This is a genomic window from Streptomyces sp. CNQ085 (assembly GCF_022614595.1).
GTDB lineage: Bacteria > Actinomycetota > Actinomycetes > Streptomycetales > Streptomycetaceae > Streptomyces.
This window is the reverse complement of the sequence record NZ_JAJFAU010000220.1, coordinates 1-5473: the sequence shown is the minus strand read 5'-3', so window position 1 is coordinate 5473 and position 5473 is coordinate 1. Positions and strand designations below refer to the sequence as shown.

Annotated in this window: 2 protein-coding genes and 1 pseudogene; all 3 read right to left on the bottom strand. The window is 74.5% G+C overall.

Going from position 1 to position 5473, the window contains the following annotated elements; translation table 11 throughout:
- A partial coding sequence (locus LJ221_RS23120; RefSeq protein WP_241718648.1) for an ATP-binding protein occupies positions 1-1086 on the bottom strand: 1086 nt, incomplete at its 3' end.
- 83 nt (positions 1087-1169) lie between these two features.
- Complete coding sequence (cobN, locus tag LJ221_RS23115; protein ID WP_241718647.1) at positions 1170-4868, bottom strand: cobaltochelatase subunit CobN; 3699 nt, start codon at positions 4866-4868, stop codon at positions 1170-1172.
- A gap of 89 nt (positions 4869-4957) precedes the next feature.
- Positions 4958-5473: pseudogene (locus LJ221_RS23110) on the bottom strand (cobyric acid synthase); the annotation flags it as partial.

Genomic DNA, 5473 nt, shown 5'->3' with positions numbered 1-5473 from the left:
GTCCTGCGGCGGCCGGCCGCCGCCGCCGCCACCGCCGCCACCGCCGCCACCGGGGCCACCGTCCGGGTCCGGATCGTCCTCCGGCGGCCCGTCGTCCGCGCCGTCTCCCGCGCCTCCGCCCTGCCGCAGCGTCTCGTCGAGCTTCTCCTCGTCCAGGCCGGGCGCGTCGAAGGGGTTGCGGCGCCTGCGGTGCGGCAGGGCCAGCAGCGCTGCCTGCCGCACGTCCTCGGCCACCACATCGGTGCGCCCCGCCCAGGCCGCCAGCGCGGTGGCGGTACGCGCCATCACGATGTCGGCCCGCATCCCGTCCACCTCGAAGGCCGCGCAGGTGGCGGCGATCTGGCGCAGCGCGGCGTCGCCCAGCCGCACCTCGGGCAGCAGGGCCCGCGCGGCCGCGATCCGCTCTCGCAGCACGCTCTCCTCGCCGGCCCAGCGGGTGGCGAAGGCCGCCGGGTCCTCGTCGTACTCCAGGCGCCGCCGCACGACCTCCATCCGCTCGCCGGTCTCCCGGGAGGCGGCCACCTCCACGGTCAGGCCGAAGCGGTCCAGCAGCTGCGGACGCAGCTCACCCTCCTCGGGGTTCATCGTCCCCACCAGCAGGAAGCGGGAGGAGTGCCGCACCGAGACGCCCTCGCGCTCGATGTGCACCACGCCCATCGCGGCGGCGTCCAGGAGCGAGTCGATGAGGAAGTCCTGCAGCAGGTTGACCTCGTCCACGTAGAGGACGCCCCGGTGCGCCTGCGCCAGCAGCCCCGGCTCGAAGGCCCTCACTCCCTCCGACAGGGCCCGCTCGATGTCCAGCGATCCCACGAGCCGGTCCTCGGAGGCGCCCACCGGGAGCTCCACCATCCGGGCCGGCCGGCTCGCGCCCGGCCCCGCCCCGTGCGGTCCGTCCGGGCAGACGGGGTCGGGGCGGTGCGGGTCGCAGGAGAAGCGGCAGCCGGGCACGGCCTCGACCGGCGGCATCAGAGCGGCCAGGGCCCGTACCGCGGTGGACTTCGCCGTCCCCTTCTCGCCGCGCACCAGGACGCCGCCGACGGCCGGCGAGACCGCGTTCAGCAGCAGCGCCAGCCGCAGGTCGTCCATGCCGACGATCGCGGTGAACGGATAGGCGGCGGTGGCCGCCCCGGCGGTCGCGGTGGCCGCCGTGGTCGTGGTCGCGGTGCTGGTCACGCGTCGCCCTCCAGATCGTCGGAACCGCTCTCCAGGTCACCCTCGAGTTCGAGGTAGATCTCGCGCAGCCGCTCCAGGGTCCGCTCCTCCGGCTCGGCCCACAGCCCGCGGTCGGCGGCCTCCAGCAGCCGCTCGGTCACTCCCCGCAGCGCCCACGGGTTGGAGCGCTTCATGAACTCCTGGTTGGTCTCGTCGAAGACGTACTCGGCCGCGAGCCGCTGGTACATCCAGTCGTCCACGACCCCGGCCGTCGCGTCGTAGCCGAAGAGGTAGTCGACGGTGGCCGCCATCTCGAAGGCGCCCTTGTAGCCGTGCCGCCGCATCGCCGCCATCCAGCGCGGGTTGACCACCCGGGCCCGGAAGACCCGGTGGGTCTCCTCGCCCAGCGTCCGCGTCCGAACCTGGTCGGGGACGGCCGAGTCGCCCACGTACGCCTCGGGGGAGTCCCCGGTCAGATGGCGCACCATCGCCACCATGCCGCCGTGGTACTGGAAGTAGTCGTCGGCGTCGGCGATGTCGTGCTCGCGGGTGTCGACGTTCTTGGCCGCCACCTGGATGCGGCGGAACGCCGTCTCCATGTCGCCGCGCGCCGGGCGGCCGTCCAGCCCGCGCCCGTACGCGTAGCCGCCCCACACCGCGTACACCTCGGCCAGGTCCGCGTCCGAGCGCCAGTTGCGGGCGTCGATCAGCGGCAGCAGCCCGGCCCCGTACGCGCCCGGCTTGGAACCGAAGATCCTCGCCGTGGCCCTGCGCCGGTCGCCGTGGGCGGCGGTGTCCTCGTCGGCGTGGGCGCGTACGTGGTTGGACCCGGCGGGCTCGTCCAGCTCCGCCACCGCCCGCACCGCGTCGTCCACCAGCGCCACCACGTGCGGGAAGGCGTCCCGGAAGAAGCCGGAGATGCGGACGGTGACGTCGATGCGCGGCCGGCCCAGCTCCTCCAGGGGGACGATCTCGAAGCCCGTCACCCGCCGGGAGGCGTCGTCCCACACCGGGCGGCAGCCCAGCAGCGCCAGGATCTCCGCGATGTCGTCGCCCTGTGTGCGCATGCAGGAGGTGCCCCACACCGTCAGACCCACCGACCTCGGGTACTCCCCGTGGTCGGCCAGGTGCCGGGCCAGCAGCGAGTCCGCCAGCGCGCTTCCGACGTCCCACGACAGCTTGGACGGGATCGCCTTGGGGTCCACGGAGTAGAAGTTCCGCCCCGTGGGCAGCACGTTGACCAGGCCGCGCGTGGGCGAGCCGGAGGGACCGGCGGGTACGTAACCGCCGGCCAGCGCGTGCAGCACGTTGCCGATCTCGTCCCCGGTGCGCTCCAGCCGGGGCACAACCTCGTCCGCGGCGAACTCCAGGACGCGCACGGCGCCCGGCAGTTCGGAGTCCAGCACCTCGCGGACCACCTCCGAAGCCGCCTCGCGTGCCCAGCCGCGGGCCTCCATCGACTCCACCAGCCGCCGCGCCAGGCGCTCGAGCAGGTCCACCGCGTCGGAGGCGGTACGGGAGGGCCCGTCCGCGAGCGCGGTCAGTGCCTTCGGCACCTCCAGGCGCGCCCCCGGCTCGGCCAGCAGCTCGGACTCCACCAGCCCCACGTGCTCGGCCAGCACCGCCCGCAAGCCTGGCAGCGCGCCGCCGACCCCGCCCCATACCTGGGCCGAACGCAGCACCGCCAGCACCAGGTTGACGCGCGGCTCGCCCACCGGCCCGCCGCCCAGCACATGCAGGCCGTCGCGGATCTGCACGTCCTTGATCTCGCACAGCCAGCCGTCGATGTGCATGACGAACTCGTCGAACTCGTCCTCGTCAGGCTGCTCCTCCACACGCAGGTCGTGGTGGAGCTCGGCGGCCCGCACCAGCGTCCAGATCTGGCTGCGCACGGCCGGGGCCTTGGCCGGGTCCAGATCGCTCACCAGCGCGTACTCGTCCAGCAGCTGCTCCAGCTTGGCCAGGTCGCCGTAGGAGTCGGCGCGCGCCATCGGCGGCACCAGGTGATCGACGACCGTGGCGTGGCCGCGGCGCTTGGCCTGCGTCCCCTCGCCGGGGTCGTTGACGATGAACGGGTAGACCAGCGGCAGATCGCCCAGCACCGCGTCGGGGGCGCAGCCGGCCGACAGGCCCAGGCCCTTGCCCGGCAGCCACTCCATCGTGCCGTGCTTGCCCATGTGCACCACGGCGTCGGCGCCGAAGCCCCCCTGCTCCCGCGGGGTCTCCATCCAGCGGTAGGCCGCCAGGTAGTGGTGGGAGGGCGGCAGATCGGGGTCGTGGTAGATCGCGATGGGGTTCTCGCCGAAGCCGCGCGGCGGCTGGATCATCACCACCACGTTGCCGAACCGCAGCGAGGCCAGCACGATCTCGGCGCCGGATCCCTCGCCGTCCACGTACAGCGAGCCCGGCGGCTCGCCCCAGTGCTCGCGCATGGCCTCGCGCAGCTCCGGGTCGAGCGCGGCGAACCACCGCCGGTAGTCGGTCAGCGGCACCCGGGCGGGCGCGGCGGCCAGCTGCTCCTCGGTCAGCCACTCCACGTCGTGGCCGCCCGCCGCGATCAGCCGGTGGATCAGCTCGTCGCCGGTTCCGGGCAGTTCACCGGTGTCGTAACCGGCCTCGCGCAGGGCGCGGAGCAGCCCCACGGCCGAGGCCGGGGTGTCCAGGCCCACGGCGTTGCCGACGCGCGAGTGCTTGGTGGGGTAGGCGGTGAAGACCAGGGCGATCCTCTTGTCCGCGTTCGGCCTGTGCCGCAGCGCCGCGTGCCGCACCGCGATCCCGGCCACCCGGCGGGCCCGCTCGGGGTCGGCGACGTAGACGGGCACCCCGTCGGGGCCGTCCTCCTTGAAGGAGAACGGCACGGTGACCAGCCGTCCGTCGAACTCCGGGATCGCCACCTGCATCGCCGCGTCCATCGGCGACAGGGCGGCGTCGGAGGCGTCCCAGACGGCGCGGGAGCCGGTCAGGCACAGGCCCTGGACCACGGGGACGTCCAGCTCGGCCAGCGCGCCGACGTCCCAGGTCTCGTCGTCGCCGCCCGCGCTCGCGTCCGCCGCGTGGGCGCCGCCGGCGGCGAGCACGGTGGCGATCAGCGCGTCGGCGCGGCCCAGCAGTCCGTACAGACCGGGGTCGGCGCTCCTGAGCGAACCGCAGTACACCGGCAGGGCGTTGGCGCCGCGCTCCTCGATCGCGTCGCACAGCGTGTCGACGAAGGCGGTGTTCCCCGACAGCTCGTGGGCCCGGTAGAACAGCACGCCCACCGTCGGCCGGGACGGGTCGTGCCCGCGGTCGCCATGGACACCGTACTCGGGCATCGGGCGTGGTCCGGCGAAGCCGTGGCCGGTCAGCAGCACGGTGTCGGACAGGAAGCGCACCAGCTCCGCCAGGTTCTCCGGTCCGCCCGCCACCAGGTACTCCAGCGCCTCGGCGACCACGCCGGCCGGGACGGTGGAGGCGGCCATCAGCTCCGCGTCCGGGACGGACTCGCCGCCCAGCAGCACCGTCGGGATCCCGGTGGCCCGCAGCGCGGCCAGCCCGTCCTCCCAGGCGCGCCGACCGCCCAGCAGGCGTACGACGGCGATGTCCGCGCCCTCCACGAGCGCGGGCAGCTCCCCGGCGACGTCGACGCGCGCCGGGTTGGCGATGCGGTACGGCGCGCCGGAGGCGCGGGCCGCCAGCAGGTCGGTGTCGGCGGTGGACAGCAGCAGTACCGTGCTCATCGAGCCCCCATCGGTTCGTACGTCCTTCGCATCGGCCGTGTCGGTGTTCTCGTTCGTCCTGTCGGTCCCACTCGCGTCACTCGCGCCGCTCACGGCGCACCCGGCGGCACGAACGGCAGACCCGCGGGTGCGCCGTCCTCGATCAGCCGCAGCAGCGCGGCGGTGTCGGCGTGCTCCTCCACCAGGTCGCCCAGCCGGTCCAGCTGCTCCTCGCGCAGCGCGGCGAAGGAGGTGTCCGGGGCGGGGACGAACGCCCGCCCCGCGTCGGCGGCCATCCGCCGCAGGAAGGCGCGCCGGAAGCCGTCGCTCTCCAGCGAGCCGTGCCAGTGCGTGCCCCACACCGAACCGGAGCGACAGCCGTCCAGGAAGGGCTCGTCGCCGCCGGTGACCTCGGCCACGCCGTGGTGGATCTCGTAGCCCTCCACCCGCTCGCCCAGCGCCTCGCCCGCCGGCCGGGCCAGGGTCTTCTCCGCCTCGAAGCGCACCCGCACCGGCAGCAGGCCCAGACCGTCCACCGTCCCGGCGCGCGACTCCACCTCGTCCTCGATCCGCTCGCCCAGCAGCTGGAAGCCCCCGCAGATCCCCAGCACCGGGCGGCCCTCGGC